Genomic DNA, 16,082 nt, shown 5'->3' with positions numbered 1-16,082 from the left:
CGAAAATAGGACAAAAAAGCCGAAAGCGGAAAGCATAAAGCTATTGTTCCGCAGACAGAAGGGTATAATACACTGCGGCACCGCCGCAATCTTCCTTACCCTGGCTTTTTACTTTATGCATTATGCTTTCCGCTTGCAATTGATCCCGCTTTAATTTATTTTTGCACCAAATTTAAGGCAACATGCAAAGAGACCAGCAAATATTTGATTTAATTGGCCAGGAATTGGAGCGTCAGCGCCATGGCATTGAGTTAATCGCATCTGAAAATTTTACCAGCTACCAGGTAATGCAGGCGATGGGACAAGTGATGACGAATAAATATGCCGAAGGTTATCCTGGCAAAAGATATTATGCAGGCTGCGAAATTGTAGACCAAAGCGAACAACTGGCCATAGACAGAGCTAAACAAATATTTGGTGCCGCCTATGTGAACGTACAACCTCACTCTGGTGCACAGGCCAATGCTGCTGTAATGCTGGCAATACTTCAACCTGGTGATAAAATCCTGGGACTGGATCTGAGCATGGGTGGTCACCTGACCCATGGTTCTGCAGTAAATTACTCCGGTAAGCTTTACCAGCCTCATTTCTACGGTGTTAACAAAGAAACCGGCCTGGTAGAATACGATAAAATGGAAGAAATCGCGAACCGCGAAAAACCAAAACTGATTGTTTGCGGAGCATCTGCTTACAGCCGTGACTGGGATTACAAACGTATCCGCGAAATAGCTGACCAGGTAGGCGCCTTTGTAATGGCAGATATTGCACACCCTGCAGGTCTGATCGCCAAAGGATTACTGAACTCTCCGTTTGCACATTGCCATTTCGTTACAACTACCACCCACAAAACACTGCGTGGTCCACGTGGCGGTATGATCATGATGGGCGCTGATTTCGAAAATCCATTTGGTCTGAAAACACCAAAAGGCGAAACCCGCATGATGAGCTCTCTCATTGATACATCTGTATTCCCAGGTATCCAGGGCGGTCCACTCGAACACGTTATTGCCGCTAAAGCAGTATCCTTCTTCGAAATCCTGTCTGACGATTATACTGTATACGCCAACCAGATGCTCAAAAATGCCCAGTCAATGGCGAAAAGCCTCGTTGGCAAAGGCTATGAAATCATTTCCGGCGGTACCGATAATCACCTGATGCTGATTGACCTCCGCAATAAAAATATCTCCGGTAAAAAAGCAGAGCAAACACTCGTAAAAGCGGATATCACTGTTAATAAAAACATGGTACCATTTGACGATAAATCTGCCTTTGTTACTTCCGGTATCCGTGTAGGTGTTCCAGCTATCACCACCCGTGGTATGAACGAAGGGCATATGGGCCAGATCGTTGACTGGATCGATCAACTGCTGATGGATGCTGATAACGAAGCACTCATCACCAGCGTAAGAGGCGAAGTAAATGCGTTCATGAAACAGTTTACCCTGTACCCTGAACTGTAAGTATAACCACCTGCTATATAAGTTATAAAAGAGGAAGTCTGTATAAGACTTCCTCTTTTTTTGTTCCCTGCTTTTTATCTCTCCAAAAAAATTCTTTTGAGATATTAAAAATCCCATTATCTTTATAGTGTACTAGTTAAGTAGTACACTAAACCACATGATATGATTAACATCCAATCCCTGACATTCAGCTATCGGAAAAACAAGCCCCTGTTCGAGAACCTGCAACTACGCCTGGAAGCAGGCCACATCTATGGTTTGCTTGGAAAAAACGGTGCGGGCAAGTCTACCCTCCTGAAACAAATGGCCGGGCTGTTATTCCCCGACAGCGGCACCTGTGAAGTAATGGGCTTCCCTTCTGCCAAAAGACAACCCGCCTTCCTGCGGGAAATATTCCTGGTGCCGGAAGAATTCTATCTGCCTAAAGTGAGCGTTAAAAAGTATGTAAATATCTATGCGCCCTTTTATCCCAACTTCGATGAAGCAGCGTTTTTCAGGTACCTGAAAGAGTTTGAAATTCCACGCGATCAGAAACTAACGGAAATGTCTTATGGACAAAAGAAAAAAGTGCTGATCAGTTTTGCCCTCGCCACCAACACCAAAGTGCTGATCATGGACGAGCCCACCAATGGCCTGGATATCCCGTCTAAAAGCCAGTTCCGTAAGGTGATTGCAGCAGCTGTGAGTGAAGATAAATGTATTGTCATCTCCACGCACCAGGTCCGTGACCTGGATAACCTGATAGACAGCATTGTCATTATAGACGGTCACAAAATCATTTTCCGGGAAGACGTACAAACGGTAACGGATAAACTGAGTTTCAAAACAGTGAGCCGTATGGAAGAAACCACCGGTGTATTGTTCGCCGACAGTAATCTCCGTGGCCATACCATCATTACCAAAAATGCAGGCAATGAACACAGTAAAATAGATATGGAGCTGTTGTTCAACGCGATACTCACTAATCACAAACCTATCCAGGAAATATTCAACTAATTACTACCCATGCAAGCAAACAACGTTTTCAACCTCCGGCGCATRCAGTTCTACCTGCAGAAACACTCTACGGATCATCTTCGTTTTTATCTGATGGGAGCAGTCGCCATATTTGTATTATCTACTACGATAGGTGTGCTGGCAGTGCTTTCCCACAACCGGTTTGAACAGGTCAGTAATTTCATGCCGTTCTATTATATCGGTTTGTTTCTGGGAGGGCTTCTCTTTACCAGCAGATCCTTTAATGAACTGGGCAACAAAGAAAAGGGTGTAGACTACTTAATGCTACCAGCGTCTCAATTCGAAAAATTCTTTACCCTGTTCATGATCACCACCGTTGGTTACTTCCTGTTTTATCATGTCAGTTGCTACTTCAGTTTCAGGATCATCGAAAATGTACAAATCAGCTATACCGGACAACAGATAGCAAGGGACTACAAATTCCTCAATGACCCGGATGAGAAAAAATACATCTACTATGGCTACTTTGTTCTGCAGTCGATCTTCTTACTGGGTGCTACCTATTTTCATAAATATAGTTTTCTTAAAACAGTCTTCTGCGTATTCATTTTCCTGTTTGGCCTGTATCTGATCAACTGTATAGTGATTACCTTATTATTCGGACTGGAAGGAGAATTCTGGAAAAGAGCCATACCATTTGTGATGGTCAATAAACTGGAAGGCGGGCCGGTATCCTGGCATACCACCACTTACCTCATCCCTCGCTGGTTGCTGGATATGTACGCCTTCATCATGAAATTTATATTAGCACCTGTGTTTTGGACCATGGCATATTTCCGGTTGAAGGATCAAGAAATTTAAAACTTTTGTGAGATGGAATTCAAAGAAACGCAAGCTATATATGTACAGATCGCGGATTACATCTGCGAACAGATATTGCTTAATAAATGGCAACCGGATGAACGCATTCCTTCCGTCAGGGAACTTGCAGTATTACTGGAAGTAAATCCCAATACCGTGATGCGTACCTGCGAGCTGTTGCAGCAGCAGGAAATCATTTTCAATAAAAGAGGAATCGGCTATTTCATCAGTGCAGATGCCGTAAAGAAAATCAGGCAATTCAAAAAAGAAACATTCATCAGCAATGAATTGCCCAGCTTTTTCCGCAGCTTGTACTTACTGGATCTGGGCCTCGATGAACTGAAACCTCATTTTGAGAAATTCAAAAAATCTAATTTCAACTAATATGAAAACGAGTAAAAAATTATTGATCGGTTTCACTGGTGTACTCGTGTTTTTGATGTTGTTTGCTGCCATCCTCCTAAGGGTGAACTATAGTAAAGCGATTACCAACGAAGAGCAATACAATCACCAATCCAAACCGGATCCCAAACAGAAATCAGAAACCCTTCAGCCGTTCAGTGTATTGGTACTCACCAACGGTCAGGCGGACCTCGCGACTACAGAAACTCATCAGCAGGATACACAAAATGGACAGATGACCTACACACAGGGCATCAACAACATAAATATTAGTAGGGGAGATACCTACACATTGAATCATCATAGCAATGTAACGACCAGACAATCAGGCGACACCTTATTTATCCGCATGGATCAGCAAAATGATATCTGGCTTACCTGTCCGTCACTGAAAGTCATCAATAACAGTTACTGCAATGTGTTAATAAGAGACTTCACTATACCGGATCTGACAATTAAATCAGGTCCTAATGCCGGTACATTCCTGTCAAATAATCATCTCAAGTCCTTGACTTATGCAGGTGAACTGGCCAACGATTTTTCTCTGGCCGGCGACAATACACTGGATAGCGTAAAAATAACAATGGGCAAAGGTGGTGCACTCCGGTTTGAAGATATACAATACAAAGCGGCGGATATCAGGGTAGATAGTTTACGGGAATTAAACATCTATGGTAAGGCCATCAGTTGTATTAAACAGATTAACTAACAATAACGACTACACGTTTTTAGCAATAATTTCTATCGATATATAAACGGGCTTATTTTTCAATCGGCCTTTTTTATTAAGAAGATAAAAAAAAGTCCCGATTTTCATCGGGACTTTTTTATCGTATCATTAAAACTGCGTAGCTAAATAGGCCATGGTACCCATTCCTATTTCTATCGCATGTTCATCTACATCAAAAGTAGGAGTATGCACACCGGAAGTAATTCCCCGGGCAACATTACCAGTACCCAGTCTGAAAAAGCAAGCCGGCACCACTTGTGAATAGAAAGCAAAATCTTCTGCCCCCATTCTGATTTCTGTATCACCTACGTCGTCCGCACCGAGGTATTCGGTAGCGAAATGGCGAGCCTTTTTAGTCACTTCTTCATTGTTATATAACGTAGGATAACCTACCAGTATTTCAATGTCTATTTCAGCCCCCATGGCTTCTGCAATACCTACCGCCTGTTTACGGATCAGCTCATGTGCTTTAAAGCGCCAGGTTTCATCCATAGCCCTGAAAGTACCCATCAGCTTTACTTCACTCGGAATGACGTTGGTCGTAAATCCGCCGTTGAAAGCACAGATCGACAATACAGAAGGAGAGAAGGGATTGTTGTTACGGGAGATGATCTGTTGTAAACTTACTACCAGCTGAGATGCCACCAGGATAGTATCTACGGTTAGATGTGGCTGTGCCGCATGGCCGCCTTTACCTTTGATCGTAATATATATTTCATCGGCACTTGCCATATACTTTCCCTCACGGAAACCCAGCTTACCGGCTTCCAGGGTAGGATGCACATGCATGCCCAGGATAGCATCCGGACGTGGGTTTTCGAGTGCTCCTTCCTCAATCATAATACTGGCGCCTCCGGGATGTTTTTCTTCTCCCGGCTGAAACAGTACTTTGATCGTGCCTTCAAACTGATCTTTTAATTCATTCAATATTTTAGTAGCACCTAATACACAGGAGGTGTGTACATCATGTCCGCAGGCATGCATAACACCTACATTAGCAGATTTATAGGGCACATCATTGGCTTCTGTAATTGGAAGAGCGTCCATATCAGCACGCAGGGCAATTACTTTAGAGGCCGGATTTCTCCCTTCAATCAGTGCAACGATGCCTGTGCCGGCGATGCCTGCCTGGAAAGGAACACCAAAAGCGGTGAGTTGCTGCTGTATAAAAGCGGTCGTTTCAAATTCCTGAAAGGATAGTTCCGGATGGGTATGCAAATGCCTCCTGACGGCAGTAAACTCAGGAGCATACGCCTTTGCCAGCTCTTTAATACGGTTCTTCATTCGATAGTTCTTTATCCGGTGACACGTTAATAATGGCTGGTACTACAAATACGCCTCCTGAAAACAGGTCAGATAATTTATCCCGTAATTCGGCGGCTTCTTCACGGCTTTTAAAATCGCCTACGCGCACTTTAAAATACGGGGCCTGGTAATCGAGATAGGTACGATAGTCGCCAAAGAGTTGCATTACTTTTGCTTTGGCTTCATTGGCATCGCCACGTTTGTTGGTAGAAATTACCTGTACCCGGAAACCAGACTGGTTACGGATGGCCAGGGTGTTAATGTAGATCTGTTTTTTAATCAGCACATCCACACGACTATCTTTTACCACCCTAACATTTCCGTTGGTTGCTGTTGCATTGTCTTGTGCCATGGCCCAACTACTTCCCAACAGACAGCAAACCAGGATGAATAACTTTTGCATGAATACTGTATAATTAACTATGAATAATTATTTATTGCGCCGCAGCGTCCTTGCTTTCCTTCACGATATTCACACTGGCACTGGCTCCTATGCGGGTAGCCCCGGCTTCTATCAGCTCCTGGGCAAAAACAAAGGTACGAATACCGCCCGAAGCTTTTATCTGTATGCTGGCAGGTAAATTAGCTCTCATCAGTCTTACTGCTTCTACTGTAGCCCCTCTTTCTGCATAGCCGGTAGATGTTTTCATGAAATTAACCCCATACTTTGCATACAGCTGGCAACATTTAACGATCTCCTCTTCCAATAATATGCCACTTTCGATGATGATCTTGATCACTTTTTTCTTTTCCCGGATGATGTACATGATATTGGCGATCTCTTTTTCCAGGTATTCCCAGTCATTGTTTTTGATCGCTGAAATGTTAATCACCAGGTCCAGTTCATCTGCACCATCTACAATGGCCAGCACCGTTTCTGCTACTTTCGCTTCAATAGCGGAATAACCGAAAGGAAATCCTATTACAGTAGCTACTTTGGTGTTGGTAGCTCCCAGAAATTGTTTGGCCAGCTTTACATATAACGGCGGCACACAGGCAGCTGCAAAATCATACTCCACACATTGCATACACAGCTGCTTGATGTCTTCCAGCGTAGTAGTAGGTTTTAATATAGTATGGTCTATATAGCGGTTAATCTCCATCATCGTTCATTTACTTATTACAAGGCGAAATTAATGCAAAACGGATTACGTTGCCGTAATCCGTTCTGATATCATTTACAGGTAAAAGCGCTTACGCGTTCTTGCCATGGCACTGTTTGTACTTCTTACCGCTACCACAAGGGCAAAGGTCGTTACGACCAATTTGTGGTCCCTGGTGACGGATTGGCTCCGTTTTCACTTCTTCAGCAGTCTGGAAATCAGGTGCACCGGCCTGATGGCCGTTGTGGTCTACCAGGTCTTCATGAGAAGCACGCATGCGGCTCATATCTGTTTTTTCTTCCACTGCTTCCCTGATTTCAGGTGCAGTTTCCTCTGCCTGGTTATTTACGGGGATACCGCATTTAGACAGGAAGGAAACGATATCGCGGCTGGTTTCACCGTCCATTTCCTTGAACAGGTTGAATGCCTCGAATTTATAGATCAGTAATGGATCTTTCTGTTCGTATACAGCACTCTGTACCGATTGTTTCAGGTCATCCATTGCACGCAGGTGCTCTTTCCAGGACTCATCTATCAGCGCCAGTGTAATGCTGCGTTCCAGGGCATTCATGGTTTCATGCCCCTTGGTTTCCACTACTTTCTGCAGGTTAGCCATTACGTTGATACCTTTTTTACCGTCTGTAAACGGAATAGAGATATTTTCGATCTGGTGCCCCTGTTCCTGGTGAATGCGTTCAATCACCGGCAGTGTATTGCTGATCAGTTCATTTACTTTGCGTGTATAGTTATCTTTTCCTTCGTGATACAGTTTGGAAGACAGATTAGGAATATCTGTTCTGTTCAGTTCTTCCCTGGTAATCGCTGTATCAATAGAGAAGTTCATGATTGCATCCATTTTGAACGCTTCATAGTCACCACTTCCTTTGTGGGTGGTTACCATGTTCTCAGCTACATCATAGAACGCGTTGTCGATATCTATTGCCAGACGTTCGCCAAACAGGGCGTGATTACGTTTTGCGTAGATCACGGTACGTTGCTTGTTCATCACATCATCGTATTCCAGCAAACGCTTACGGATACCGAAGTTATTTTCTTCTACTTTCTTCTGTGCTCTTTCAATGGAGCGCGTGATCATACTATGCTGAATCACTTCTCCTTCTTTGTAACCCATGCGATCCATGAGACCGGCAATACGTTCTGAACCGAACATACGCATCAGGTCATCTTCCAGGGAAACGAAGAACTGTGAAGTTCCCGGATCACCCTGACGACCGGCACGACCACGTAACTGCCTGTCTACACGACGGCTTTCATGCCTTTCTGTACCGATAATCGCCAGACCACCTGCTTCTTTTACGCCGGGTCCGAGTTTGATATCCGTACCACGACCTGCCATGTTGGTAGCAATGGTAATGGCTCCCGGCAAACCTGCTTCCGCAACGATTTGTGCTTCACGGGCATGTTGTTTCGCATTCAGTACATTATGTGCTACTTTATCGAAGGTCAGCATCTTGCTCAGCAATTCGGATACTTCCACGGAGGTAGTACCTACCAGTACCGGGCGTCCTTTTGCCTGCAGTGTTTTGATTTCTTCGATAACTGCTTTGTATTTATCTCTTTTGGTTTTGTATACCAGATCTTCCGCATCGATACGGGTGATCGGGAGGTTGGTGGGAATGGTTACCACATCCAGTTTGTAGATTTCCCAGAGTTCACCGGCTTCCGTAGAGGCTGTACCCGTCATACCGGCCAGCTTATGATACATACGGAAGAAGTTCTGCAGTGTGATGGTAGCAAATGTTTGGGTGGCAGCTTCCACTTTTACATTTTCTTTGGCTTCAATCGCCTGGTGCAAGCCATCAGAGTAACGGCGTCCATCGAGGATACGACCGGTTTGCTCATCTACGATCTTCACTTTACCGTCCATTACTACGTACTCTACATCTTTATCAAATAAAGTATAGGCTTTTAATAATTGCTGAACGGAGTGGATACGATCTGACTTAGAGGCGAAGTCCTGCAGTAATACATCTTTCTGCTGCAATTTCTCTTCCGGTGTAACTGACAGTTTTTCAATTTCTGCCAATTCAGAACCCACATCTGGCAGAATAAAGAAGTTTGCATCTTCTCCGCCTTGTGTGATCAGGTGAATACCTTTATCGGTGAGGTCTACGCTGTTTTGTTTTTCTTCGATCACAAAGAACAGGCCTTCATCTACTTTTGGCATTTCGCGTTGCTGATCTGCCAGGTAGTAGTTTTCAGCTTTCTGTAATAATACCCTGTTACCTGCTTCACTGAGATATTTGATCAGTGCACTGCTCTTCGGCAAGCCTCTCCAGGCGCGCATCAGGGCCAGTCCACCGGTTTTAGGATCATCTTTACCTTCAGCAATCAGCTTTTTAGCTTCCTGCAGGTATTGGTTCACCGCTTTTTTCTGCATTTCCACCAGGTATTCGATACGTGGTTTCAGTGCATGGAATTCCTGTTCTTCTCCACGTGGGATAGGACCGGAAATGATCAGCGGGGTACGGGCATCATCCACCAGTACGCTATCCACCTCATCCACCATCGCATAGTGATGCTTGCGCTGCACCATTTCATCCGGGTTGTGTACCATGTTATCACGGAGATAATCAAAACCGAATTCGTTGTTGGTACCATAGGTGATATCCGCCAGGTAAGCATTACGGCGGTCGGGTGTATTAGGCTGGTGTTTATCTATACAGTCTACTGTAATATCCAGGAATTCGAAGAGGGGACCATTCCACTCAGAGTCACGACGCGCCAGGTAATCATTCACCGTTACGATGTGAACACCCTGGCCAGCCAGTGCATTGAGGTAAGCAGGCAGGGTAGACACGAGTGTTTTACCTTCACCTGTTGCCATTTCCGCAATCTTACCCTGATGCAGTACGGTACCACCAATCAGCTGTACATCGTAGTGTACCATGTTCCAGGTAACGCGGCTACCAGCTGCATTCCAGCTGTTTTGCCAAATCGCCTTATCTCCCTGGATGCTCACATAATCTCCTTTCAGGGCCAGTTGACGATCCAGATCGGTAGCAGTTACTTCCAGTGTGGTATTATTGGTAAAGCGGCGGGCAGTTTCCTTTACAACAGCAAAAGCCGCTGGCAGCAATTCTTTCAGTATTACTTCCAGTTGCTTGTCGCGGTCTTTTTTGAGAATATCTATTTCCTGATAAATCGTGTCTTTTGCGGTCACATCTTCCTCTTCTTCTGCAGCAGCCTGCTTTTCCGCTATTTCTTTATCAATAACGGCGAGATGTTCAGCGATGCGTGCGCGGAAGTCCTGCGTTTTACGACGCAGCTCATCAATAGGCAGGGATTGCAGTTTTTCGTACTCCTCATTAATCTGCTGCACCACTGGAGAGATGGATTTGATATCCCTTTCTGATTTATTCCCTCCAAATAGCTTTGATAAAAAACCTAACATGTTAAATGTTTAATTACGAATTACGATTTCTATTTATTGTAACCTAACCCCATCCAGGCTGAGTTGATCATCAGTTGATATTTCCTGCTTTCCCGGCCTGTGGCACTTAGGCTGCGTTGCGGGCTTAGTCAGTTGGATAGACGGCATCCAGATTACTCAAATATTGTGCTTGTAACAGTGAACTGTCAAGGTGTCAGTTTTACAGCTCCCCGGGCAAGGCCTGTAAAAGTAGGAATAAATTTGGGGATTTAGCGGGGATTTTGAGGGGATTTTGCAATTTCCGGGCATCAATTAACATATCCATAGTATTTACTGCGAACATACTGTCGTGGCAGGTCTAAGTTGAAAACTTTAGCCAAAAAAAGTATATTCACGCCATGATTGACGAGGTATTGCAATTACAGCGCCTTGCAGCGGGCGACCGCGATGCATATACTGCGCTGTATAAATATTATCAACCGAAACTACTTCGCTACCTGCTGCCATTTACGGGGGACACGGCTATTATTGCAGACGAAATAACGCAAGATATCTTTGTGAAAATTTGGCTTAAACGGGAAACCTTCGTCGGTTTGCAGGCCTTTGAATACTACCTATACCGTATGGCCCGCAACCGTCTTATCGACATTTTCCGCAGTGAAAAAAAGAGAAAACAACAGGATGCCGCCCTCCCGTCAGACACCCCGGATTACCACCTGGAAGACGAGCTCAAATACCGGGAATACCAGCAGATAGCCCAACAGGCCATCGCCCTTTTACCGGAAAGAAGAAGACTCATCTTTGAACTCAGTACCCAGCAAGACCTTTCCTGGGCCGAAATAGCCGCGCAACAGGACCTATCCGTGGCAGTAGTCAAAAAACAACTACATCTTGCCAGTAAATTTATAAAAGACTATATGCGCAAACATGGAGATATCATTTTTGCGCTGCTGCTGTGCATTTCATTGGTTAGATAATTTTTTTTTTGGTTACCGTCCCCTTTGCCTTTTTCCCAACGTGTATATAACATCGTGATGAACCAATACCAGGAATTATTACAGAAAATTGCCGCCGGTAACAGTACACCGGAAGAAAGAGCCTCGCTGCGCGAATGGCTGCAAACCCTTAGTGAATCTGCGTATCAACAGATATTAGTTGAATACGGTGATCTCCTGGTACAGCAAAATGTGACGGAACCCTATAATGCAGCACTATTAAAAAAGATAAATGAACAGATCACGATAGCTGAACAGGTGCACCCGTCTACGCCTATATACCGCCGTCTATGGTTCCGTTACAGTGCCGCCGCCTCACTGCTCGCGGCCCTGCTACTATGCTGGTTCCTGTTCAAACCGGCTAAAACGCCCGTTTACAGCGCCATTCAGCCAGGAGGAAATAAAGCAATCCTAACACTGGGCAGCGGACAACAGATTGTACTCAACAATGCTGAAAATGGTGTACTAGGCCAACAGGGTGCTTCACAGATCATTAAAATAGACAGTGGACTCTTGTCTTACCAGGTCGCCGGAGCTACCAGTGAAGTACAGTATAATACCATTACTACCCCACGTGGCGGCCAATTCCAGGTAATACTGCCGGATGGTTCGCGGGTATGGCTGAATGCCGCCTCTTCCCTGCGTTTCCCAACAGTATTTGCAGGCCACGAAAGAACTGTAGACCTTACCGGTGAAGCATACTTTGAAATAGCGCAACAGCCGGAAATGCCATTTACCGTTGCCATCAATCATATAAAAGTAGCCGTACTCGGCACCTCTTTTAATATTATGGCATATACAGAAGAGAAAAAAATCAGTACCACACTGGTAACAGGAGCCGTGAAAGTAAGCAACGGGGATAACCAGGTGACCATTACGCCCGGCCAGGAAGCCATACTGGATGAGGGTTCCACACAGTTTAAAACAAACAATGCCAATATAGCCGCCACCACAGCGTGGAAAGACGGTAAATTCTTATTTGACGAAACAGATATCTATTCCATCATGCGACAGGTAGCCCGGTGGTATGATGTAGACATTCGCTATGAAGGTGATCTTACCGGTATCACCCTCACCGGTGGGATCTCCCGCCAACAATACATATCCCAGCTACTGGAGATATTGCAGGCAACCGGCAACGTAAAATTTAAATTAAAGGATAAGCAAATTACAGTAACGGCTGCTCATAAGTGAACATCGCAGTCTGTTTTAAATCATCATCAACCAACCATTTTCAATTAGTCAATTACCAATTACATGAGTAAGTAACAATCAACCATCAACCAGTAAAAGCCAAACAAAAACCGGAAGTGGTTCGAAGCACTTCCGGCGGATGTTTGGGTCTATACATTAACAAAAGGCATCCGTTCAAAAATGCAATTATTAGTCAAACCTAAACTATACGAAAGTATGAAAGTATTTCTATGCAACAAAGTCAGGCCCTGGCCACGACTCTCATCAACCAAAACGCTGTTAATAATGAAATTAACATCCCTGTTGCTACTTTTTTTTGCTCTACAGTTAAGTGCCACTACTTATTCACAGTCCGTTTCCCTTTCCGGGAAAAACATACCGTTAAAAACGGTATTCAACGCTATTCGTAGTCAATCAGGCTTTGAAATACTGTATAATCCTCACCTGGTTAGCCATGCAGGTGCCGTAGATCTCGATCTTAAAAATGCTTCGGTACAAGAAGTATTGAAACTGTGTTTTAAAGACAAACCGCTGGATTTCGAAATCAAGTACAATACCATCATTATAAAAGCGAAAGAGATCAGCCCACCAACTGCGGAGCTCCCCGTGAATGCTGCACCAGCTATGGTGATCCGGGGCACGGTACTCGATGGATTAACAGGCGTACCCATTGCCGGCGCCAGTATAATGCTTTCTGAAACAGCCGGTACCACCACCGACCTGGAAGGAAAATTCAGCATAACTGTCAACGGCGACAATGCGGTTTTACAGATCAAACATATTGCCTATGAAACGGCGACTGTTAAAGTATACAAAGATGGTAACATCACCATCAAACTGAAGCCAAGAGCCCTTCAGCTGGAAGGACATTCCGTCACTACCGGTATGTTCAAACGCCCGAAAGAAAGTTTTACCGGCGCGGCTACGGTCATTTCCGGGCAGCAACTACGCAGTGTAAGTATGCTGAATGCGCTGCAGGCGATGAAAGTATTTGATCCTTCTATCCGAATTCCCGATAACATCCAATTTGGGAGTGACCCCAATAAACTTCCCAATATTAACATGCGCGGAACTAATAATTTCCCGCAACAAGTTACCGGAAAAACCGGGGCTACCTCAGGCGCTGACTTCATGGCTAATTACGCCACCAACCCCAACCAGCCACTATTTATCCTGGATGGATTTGAAGTAAGTCTCCAGAAATTATACGACATGGATATCAACCGCATCGCCAGTTTTACCATTCTGAAAGATGCAGCCGCCACTTCTCTCTATGGCTCCCGCGCGGCCAATGGCGTAATAGTGGTAGATACCAAACAACCATTACCTGGAAAACTGCAGGTGAGCTACAGTGGCGTCATGCAGGTAACGGCCCCCGATCTTACGGTGTATCATCTGTTGAATGCACGCGACAAACTGGAAGTAGAAAGACTGGCAGGTTTATATAGCCAATACAGTGATAACACAGATAGAGCAGATGCAGATGCATTTTACAGGAAGCTATATTCCTCCCGCCTGGCCGCAGTGGAAAGAGGTGTAAATACCTATTGGCTGGCACAACCTGTCAGAACAGGCGTAGGACAAAAGCATTCGCTTTACCTCGAAGGTGGTGATCAGTATATCCGCTATGGATTAAACCTGGGTTATGACCACGATGCAGGAGTGATGAAAAGCAGCGACCGGAATAATTATAATGTGGATATGAACCTCAGCTATCGCTTCAAAGGATTCCTGTTCAAAAATGTATTATCTGTTAACTACAATAAGGCCAATAACTCCAACTATGGCAGCTTTAGTGACTATAGCCGCTTAAATCAGTATTGGTCGCCCTATGACGCAAACGGAAAAATCAATCAGCTGCTGGAATCCTACCAGGACCCATTGAGCTATCAACTCGTCAGATACACTAACCCATTGTTTAACACCACGCTTCACACCGTTAATAACAGCGAGTACACCAGCGTCAGCAACCAAACATCCGCCGAATGGACTATGGGAAAAGGTTTCCGGCTGAGTGGCCGTTTAGGTCTCACCAAACAAACAGATGAAAGCAATTTATTTTTGCCCGCTACCCATACTTCTTTTATGTCTGAATCTGACTTCACTAAAAAAGGAAGTTACACCAGGGGAAACAATAAATTCTTTTCTTACGATGCCAGCCTGAATCTCGATTATTCAAAACGATCCGGGCGTCATCTATTTTTTAACACTACCAATATCAGTACCGCCGAAACAAACAGTGATGCAACCAGTATCTATGTACTCGGCTTCCCAAGTGACCGAATGGATCAGTTGCAATTTGGTAATGCTTATCCTGTAAACACCAGGCCTGACGGGAGCGCAAATGTAACAAGGCGTATTTCAGGGTTTACCAATTTCAGTTACAGTTACGACCAGCGCTTCTCCACAGATGTAGGGATAAGTGCGGATGGCTCTTCCCAGTTTGGTATTAATAAACGTTTTGCTCCATTCTGGAGTGTTGGTGCAGGTTGGAATCTGAATAAAGAAAAGTTCCTTGCCACCACCAGTAAATGGCTGGATGTCCTTCGCGTACGCGCCACCATTGGAACCACCGGTAGTAACAGTTTTCCGCCTTACATGGGCATCACCACCTATAGCTACTATACAGACCAGAGCTATCGTGGCCAGGTAGGCTCCACTCTGATGGGCTACGGGAATCCCAATCTGCAATGGCAGCAAACCCTGAAAAAAAACCTGGGTGCCGATCTCGCCCTATGGCATAGCCGCTTGGTAGTGCGCTTTGATATTTACCAGGAAAATACCCAAAGCCTGATACTCGATATTAATACGCCTCCGTCTGCCGGCGTAACCAGCTACAAAGAAAATGTAGGAGAACTGGAAAACAAGGGCTATGAATTTAATACCACTTTCTTCGCTATAAAACGGGATACAAAAGGTATTTACTGGAGCTTCTTTGTAAATGGCATTCATAACAATACCTATATCAAACATATTTCGAATTCATTAAAGAAACTGAACGACAACAACGATAAAAACGATAACGGACAACAAAAAACGCCTCAGCTCAGGTTTCAGGAAGGGCAGAGTCCCAATGCCATATGGGCAGTACCCTCCAAAGGGATAGATCCGTCCACCGGCCGCGAATTATACGTCAAAAAAGATGGTACCCTTACCTACGACTGGAGTCCACAGGACAAAGTGGTGGTAGGTGATGTTATTCCTTCTCTGCAGGGAAACTTCGGAAGCAACGCTACCTGGAAAGGAATGTCGCTGGGCGTGTATTTCAACTACCAGTACAGGGGACAACTATATAACCAAACACTGGCTGATCGTGTAGAAAACGCAGACCTGGCATACCAGGTAGACGAACGCGTACTGCTTGGAAGATGGAAGCAACCAGGCGACAAAACTTTCTTCAAAGGACTAAGCAGCGAAACTGGTGGACTTATTAACACCCCTACCTACGCCACTTCCCGTTTCGTACAGACAAATAATTTCGTCAACCTGCAAAGTATATCCTTCGCATATGTTATACCGGAGAAGTATACACGTAAATGGAAACTGCAGAATACACGCATCGGACTTATTGCAAATGATATTGCCCGCTGGTCAACTATCACGGTTGAACGTGGACTGGATTATCCTTTCGCCCGGAACTTCACCATGAATATCAGTACCTCTTTTTAATTAACTGAAATG

Annotated in this window: 12 protein-coding genes; 8 read left to right on the top strand and 4 right to left on the bottom strand. The window is 44.7% G+C overall.

Annotated elements, in window-relative coordinates; all coding sequences use genetic code 11:
• The first annotated feature begins 182 nt into the window (after window positions 1–182).
• From glyA to AB4Z08_RS08560, 5 genes are all read left to right on the top strand, one after another.
• A complete protein-coding gene (glyA, locus tag AB4Z08_RS08580; RefSeq protein WP_441573315.1) occupies window positions 183–1,460 on the top strand; it encodes a serine hydroxymethyltransferase in 1,278 nt (425 codons plus the stop codon).
• 162 nt (window positions 1,461–1,622) lie between these two features.
• Window positions 1,623–2,456 (top strand): ABC transporter ATP-binding protein, encoded by an 834-nt coding sequence (locus tag AB4Z08_RS08575; protein WP_441573314.1) that lies wholly within the window; start codon window positions 1,623–1,625, stop codon window positions 2,454–2,456.
• Between the two features lie 9 nt (window positions 2,457–2,465).
• Entirely contained in the window at window positions 2,466–3,278 is an 813-nt protein-coding gene (locus AB4Z08_RS08570) for a hypothetical protein (protein WP_441573313.1), read from the top strand.
• 12 nt (window positions 3,279–3,290) lie between these two features.
• On the top strand, window positions 3,291–3,662 hold the full coding sequence (locus tag AB4Z08_RS08565) for a GntR family transcriptional regulator (RefSeq protein WP_441573312.1): 372 nt from the start codon (window positions 3,291–3,293) through the stop codon (window positions 3,660–3,662).
• A 1-nt stretch (window position 3,663) separates the two neighbouring features.
• On the top strand, window positions 3,664–4,389 hold the full coding sequence (locus AB4Z08_RS08560) for a hypothetical protein (RefSeq protein WP_441573311.1): 726 nt from the start codon (window positions 3,664–3,666) through the stop codon (window positions 4,387–4,389).
• Window positions 4,390–4,518: 129 nt separating this feature from the next.
• Here the strand turns inward: AB4Z08_RS08560 and AB4Z08_RS08555 are convergent, their stop codons facing one another.
• The 4 genes from AB4Z08_RS08555 to secA all read right to left on the bottom strand — a co-directional run bounded on the left by AB4Z08_RS08555 (window position 4,519) and on the right by secA (window position 10,233).
• Window positions 4,519–5,694, bottom strand: coding sequence for a M20 metallopeptidase family protein (locus AB4Z08_RS08555; protein WP_441573310.1), 1,176 nt, complete (start codon window positions 5,692–5,694; stop codon window positions 4,519–4,521).
• Complete coding sequence (locus AB4Z08_RS08550; RefSeq protein WP_441573309.1) at window positions 5,678–6,118, bottom strand: SPOR domain-containing protein; 441 nt, start codon at window positions 6,116–6,118, stop codon at window positions 5,678–5,680. Before AB4Z08_RS08550 ends, AB4Z08_RS08555 begins: the two co-directional genes overlap by 17 nt.
• A gap of 31 nt (window positions 6,119–6,149) precedes the next feature.
• The gene (deoC, locus tag AB4Z08_RS08545) at window positions 6,150–6,821 is read right to left on the bottom strand and encodes a deoxyribose-phosphate aldolase (RefSeq protein ID WP_441573308.1); all 672 of its coding nucleotides are present in this window, start codon (window positions 6,819–6,821) and stop codon (window positions 6,150–6,152) included.
• An 88-nt stretch (window positions 6,822–6,909) separates the two neighbouring features.
• Window positions 6,910–10,233 (bottom strand): preprotein translocase subunit SecA, encoded by a 3,324-nt coding sequence (secA, locus tag AB4Z08_RS08540; protein ID WP_441573307.1) that lies wholly within the window; start codon window positions 10,231–10,233, stop codon window positions 6,910–6,912.
• Between the two features lie 377 nt (window positions 10,234–10,610).
• Here secA and AB4Z08_RS08535 point away from each other — a divergent pair, with 377 nt between their 5' ends.
• The 3 genes from AB4Z08_RS08535 to AB4Z08_RS08525 all read left to right on the top strand — a co-directional run bounded on the left by AB4Z08_RS08535 (window position 10,611) and on the right by AB4Z08_RS08525 (window position 16,070).
• Entirely contained in the window at window positions 10,611–11,189 is a 579-nt protein-coding gene (locus AB4Z08_RS08535; protein ID WP_441573306.1) for an RNA polymerase sigma factor, read from the top strand.
• Window positions 11,190–11,246: 57 nt separating this feature from the next.
• Complete coding sequence (locus tag AB4Z08_RS08530; RefSeq protein WP_441573305.1) at window positions 11,247–12,401, top strand: FecR family protein; 1,155 nt, start codon at window positions 11,247–11,249, stop codon at window positions 12,399–12,401.
• Window positions 12,402–12,686: 285 nt separating this feature from the next.
• Window positions 12,687–16,070, top strand: coding sequence for a SusC/RagA family TonB-linked outer membrane protein (locus tag AB4Z08_RS08525; protein ID WP_441573304.1), 3,384 nt, complete (start codon window positions 12,687–12,689; stop codon window positions 16,068–16,070).
• Window positions 16,071–16,082: the final 12 nt, after the last annotated feature.

The organism is Chitinophaga sp. RAB17 (genome assembly GCF_052114225.1).
GTDB lineage: Bacteria > Bacteroidota > Bacteroidia > Chitinophagales > Chitinophagaceae > Chitinophaga.
This window is presented reverse-complemented; position numbering and strand designations above follow the sequence as displayed.